3 rRNA genes are annotated in these 5,359 nt (G+C 54.5%); all 3 read right to left on the bottom strand.

Going from position 1 to position 5,359, the window contains the following annotated elements:
* Positions 1-12: 12 nt before the first annotated feature.
* Positions 13-129 (bottom strand): 5S ribosomal RNA (gene rrf, locus M3B90_RS09560).
* 117 nt (positions 130-246) lie between these two features.
* Positions 247-3,310 (bottom strand): 23S ribosomal RNA (locus M3B90_RS09555).
* A 385-nt stretch (positions 3,311-3,695) separates the two neighbouring features.
* Positions 3,696-5,212, bottom strand: a 16S ribosomal RNA gene (locus M3B90_RS09550).
* Together the 16S, 23S and 5S rRNA genes form the textbook arrangement of a ribosomal RNA operon.
* Positions 5,213-5,359 lie beyond the last annotated feature (147 nt).

The following is a 5,359-nucleotide window of genomic DNA, read 5'->3' as shown; positions in this document are numbered from 1 at the left end:
CCTCAACGAAAAGTTCGGCGGTGTCCTACTCTCCCACACCCTCCCGAGTGCAGTACCATCGGCGCTGTTAGGCTTAGCTTCCGGGTTCGGAATGGAACCGGGCGTTTCCCCAACGCAATGACCACCGAAACACTTTTAAACAACCCTCACAAACACCCGCCACACTAAAACAGTGGGGGTTTGGGGGGTGTGGCTCGTCAACCACACAGTGAACGCGAACAAACAACAACAAACAATTGAGTGAGTGTAAAAAAGTCGTTGGTCAATTAGTACCAGTCAGCTGAACGCATTACTACGCTTCCACATCTGGCCTATCAACCCCGTCATCTACAGGGGACCTCCCACACAAAATGTGTACGGATATCTCATCTCGAAGCAGGCTTCCCGCTTAGATGCTTTCAGCGGTTATCCCTTCCCAACGTAGCCAACCAGCCATGCCCTTGGCAGAACAACTGGCACACCAGAGGTTAGTCCATCCCGGTCCTCTCGTACTAGGGACAGGCCTTCTCAAATATCCAACGCGCGCAGCGGATAGGGACCGAACTGTCTCACGACGTTCTAAACCCAGCTCGCGTACCGCTTTAATAGGCGAACAGCCTAACCCTTGGGACCAACTCCAGCCCCAGGATGCGACGAGCCGACATCGAGGTGCCAAACCATGCCGTCGATATGAGCTCTTGGGCAAGATCAGCCTGTTATCCCCGGGGTACCTTTTATCCGTTGAGCGACACCCATTCCACAATGAGGTGCCGGGTCACTAGTTCCAGCTTTCGCTCCTGCCCGACATGTCTGTCTCGCAGTCAAGCTCCCTTGTGCACTTACACTCAACACCTGATTGCCAACCAGGCTGAGGGAACCTTTGAGCGCCTCCGTTACTCTTTAGGAGGCAACCGCCCCAGTTAAACTACCCATCAGGCACTGTCCCTGAACCAGATCATGGCTCGAAGTGAGGAATCCAAAACGACCAGAGTGGTATTTCAACAACGACTCCACCAACACTAGCGTGCCAGCTTCTCAGTCTCCCACCTATCCTACACAAGCCGTTCCGAACACCAATACCAAACTATAGTAAAGGTCCCGGGGTCTTTCCGTCCTGCTGCGCGTAACGAGCATCTTTACTCGTAATGCAATTTCGCCGAGTTCGCGGTTGAGACAGTGGAGAAGTCGTTACGCCATTCGTGCAGGTCGGAACTTACCCGACAAGGAATTTCGCTACCTTAGGATGGTTATAGTTACCACCGCCGTTTACTGGGGCTTAAATTCTCAGCTTCGCCCACAAAGGGGCTAACCAGTCCTCTTAACCTTCCAGCACCGGGCAGGCGTCAGTCCGTATACAGCGACTTACGTCTTCGCACGGACCTGTGTTTTTAGTAAACAGTCGCTTCTCCCTGGTCTCTGCGGCCATCAGTGCTCTCACACCTCAGGCCCCCCTTCTCCCGAAGTTACGGGGGCATTTTGCCGAGTTCCTTAACCACGATTCTCTCGAACTCCTTAGTATTCTCTACCTGATCACCTGAGTCGGTTTAGGGTACGGGCAATAGTGCTCGTCACGCCGGAACTTTTCTCGGCAGTCCAGGATCACCCACCTACCCCAATAAAGGGTCCTCATCACGTCTCACCCACAAGAGCACAACATTACTCGCACTCGGGCTGCACGCTTGAACGGGGACAACCATTACCCCGCGGAAGCTACCTCACTGCGTCATCCCACACGCTGACCTAATACGCGCTCGGTTCCCAGCCTCACCACCACCAACCAACCCAAAGGGAAGGAAGGGGAAGCTCGGGTGGTTAGCATCACACGCCTCGGTATGGGTCCTCACACTATCGGTACGGGAATATCAACCCGTTATCCATCGACTACGCCTGTCAGCCTCGCCTTAGGTCCCGACTAACCCGGGGCGGATTAACCTAGCCCCGGAACCCTTGATCATTCGGAGGACGGGTTTCTCACCCGTCTTTCGCTACTCATGCCTGCATTCTCACTCGCATAGCCTCCACCACTGGGTTCCCCCGCAGCTTCACCGGCCACACGACGCTCCCCTACCCACCCCACACAAATGGAGTGACACAGCTTCGGCGGTGTACTTGAGCCCCGCTACATTATCGGCGCAGAATCACTTGACCAGTGAGCTATTACGCACTCTTTCAAGGGTGGCTGCTTCTAAGCCAACCTCCTGGTTGTCTCAGCAACTCCACATCCTTTCCCACTTAGCACACGCTTAGGGGCCTTAGCTGATGTTCTGGGCTGTTTCCCTCTCGACCATGAAGCTTATCCCCCACAGTCTCACTGCTACGCTCTCACGTACCGGCATTCGGAGTTTGGCTAAGGTCAGTAACCCGGTGGGGCCCATCGCCTATCCAGTGCTCTACCTCCAGCACGAAACACGCAACGCTGCACCTAAATGCATTTCGGGGAGAACCAGCTATCACGAAGTTTGATTGGCCTTTCACCCCTATCCACAGGTCATCCCCTCCATTTTCAACTGAAGTGGGTTCGCGCCTCCACACGGTCTTACCCGCGCTTCACACTGCCCATGGATAGATCACTTCGCTTCGGGTCTAGAGCCGGCGACTCACGCCCCATTCAGACTCGCTTTCGCTACGGCTACCCCACACAGGTTAACCTCGCCACCGACCACTAACTCGCAGGCTCATTTTTCAATAGGCACGCCGTCACCCCACAAGGCTCCGACGGATTGTAAGCACACGGTTTCAGGTACTCTTTCACTCCCCTCCCGGGGTACTTTTCACCTTTCCCTCACGGTACTAGTCCGCTATCGGTCACAAGGAAGTATTTAGGCTTACCAGGTGGTCCTGGCAGATTCACACCGGATTCCACGAGCCCGGCCCTACTCGGGGCAACACCACGCCTGGCCATGCAGTTTCAGCTACGGGACTCACACCCACTATGGCGCCTCACTCACAAGGCTTCACCTACCACACACCACGACACCACAACACCGGTAGATATTGCGTAAATGCACCCCACAACCCCACACCAGCAACCCCTACCGAGTCTCACACCAGCATGGTTTAGCCTCCTACGCTTTCGCTCGCCACTACTCACGCAATCACTATTGTTTTCTCTTCCTGAGGGTACTGAGATGTTTCACTTCCCCTCGTTCCCCCCACACCACCTATACATTCAGTGGCGGGTACCACGACTCTCGCCGCAGCAGGTTTCCCCATTCGGACACCCCCGGATCACAGGTCGGTTGTCACCTCCCCGAGGCTTATCGCAGACTCCCACGTCCTTCATCGGCTCCTTGTGCCCAGGCATCCACCGTATGCTCTAAGTAACTTAGAAACACTCAAAAATGAACACATAGACCAAAAACATTGAACTATCTGTAACAAAAAAATTGCTTACAAGATGCTCGCGTCCACTATGCAGTTGACAAACAACACCCCCACACCCACCACCACCAACCACAGTCAGCAGCAAGCAGGAGGGAACAAGACCAAACGCTCACGCGTGCAGCCTCACACCCCAATAGTGTGCCCACAACAAGAACCACCAAGCCGCGCTCTTTCCCACCCCACAAGGAGGCGTACTCAAACACAAACCCGAAACAGTCCTCGTCCTTTTATTGATGTTCCACCCAAACCCCAAAAAACGCTGCACACACTCGGCACAGAACGCTCCACACCACAAAACGGGTGCGACGGGGAATAAAAGTGATACTCCTTAGAAAGGAGGTGATCCAGCCGCACCTTCCGGTACGGCTACCTTGTTACGACTTAGTCCCAATCACCGATCCCACCTTCGACAGCTCCCTAACGAGTTTGGGCCACTGGCTTCGGGTGTTACCGACTTTCGTGACTTGACGGGCGGTGTGTACAAGGCCCGGGAACGTATTCACCGCAGCATTGCTGATCTGCGATTACTAGCGACTCCGACTTCATAGGGTCGAGTTGCAGACCCCAATCCGAACTGAGACCGGCTTTTTGGGATTAGCTCCACCTCACAGTATCGCAACCCATTGTACCGACCATTGTAGCACGCGTGAAGCCCAAGACATAAGGGGCATGATGATTTGACGTCGTCCCCACCTTCCTCCGAGTTGACCCCGGCAGTCTCCCATGAGTCCCCACCTAAAAGTGCTGGCAACATGGAACGAGGGTTGCGCTCGTTGCGGGACTTAACCCAACATCTCACGACACGAGCTGACGACAACCATGCACCACCTGTGCACCAGTCCAAAGAAAACCACATCTCTGCAGCGATCCAGTGCATGTCAAGCCTTGGTAAGGTTCTTCGCGTTGCATCGAATTAATCCGCATGCTCCGCCGCTTGTGCGGGCCCCCGTCAATTCCTTTGAGTTTTAGCCTTGCGGCCGTACTCCCCAGGCGGGGCACTTAATGCGTTAGCTACGGCGCGGAAAACGTGGAATGCTCCCCACACCTAGTGCCCAACGTTTACGGCATGGACTACCAGGGTATCTAATCCTGTTCGCTCCCCATGCTTTCGCTTCTCAGTGTCAGTAACGGCCCAGAGACCTGCCTTCGCCATCGGTGTTCCTCCTGATATCTGCGCATTTCACCGCTACACCAGGAATTCCAGTCTCCCCTACCGCACTCTAGCCTGCCCGTACCCACCGCACGCCCAAGGTTAAGCCTCGGGTTTTCACGGCAGACGCGACAAGCCACCTACAAGCTCTTTACGCCCAATAATTCCGGACAACGCTTGCGCCCTACGTATTACCGCGGCTGCTGGCACGTAGTTAGCCGGCGCTTCTTCTGCAAGTACCGTCACTTTCGCTTCTTCCTTGCTGAAAGAGGTTTACAACCCGAAGGCCGTCATCCCCCACGCGGCGTCGCTGCATCAGGCTTTCGCCCATTGTGCAATATTCCCCACTGCTGCCTCCCGTAGGAGTCTGGGCCGTGTCTCAGTCCCAGTGTGGCCGGTCGCCCTCTCAGGCCGGCTACCCGTCATCGCCTTGGTGAGCCACTACCTCACCAACAAACTGATAGGCCGCGAGCCCATCCCCCACCGAAAAACTTTCCACCAAAACCCATGCGGGCCAAGGTCATATCCAGTATTAGCCCCGATTTCTCGGAGTTATCCCAAAGTGAAGGGCAGGTTACTCACGTGTTACTCACCCGTTCGCCACTAATCCACTGTGCAAGCACAGCTTCATCGTTCGACTTGCATGTGTTAAGCACGCCGCCAGCGTTCGTCCTGAGCCAGGATCAAACTCTCCATTAAAAAACAGAAAAATCTAAACCCAGCAGAAACAAGACAATCAACAATCGCTGACCATCCAAAAATTGAACAAGAAATCCAATGTTCCTGCCAAAAAAAATTGGCATCAATAAACAGACACACTATTGAGATATCAAACAACACACGCAC

The sequence above is a fragment of the Dermabacter sp. p3-SID358 genome, assembly GCF_025147465.1.
Taxonomy (GTDB): domain Bacteria; phylum Actinomycetota; class Actinomycetes; order Actinomycetales; family Dermabacteraceae; genus Dermabacter.
Note: the sequence above shows the minus strand (reverse complement) of the source record. Positions and strands in the feature narration are given on the sequence as shown.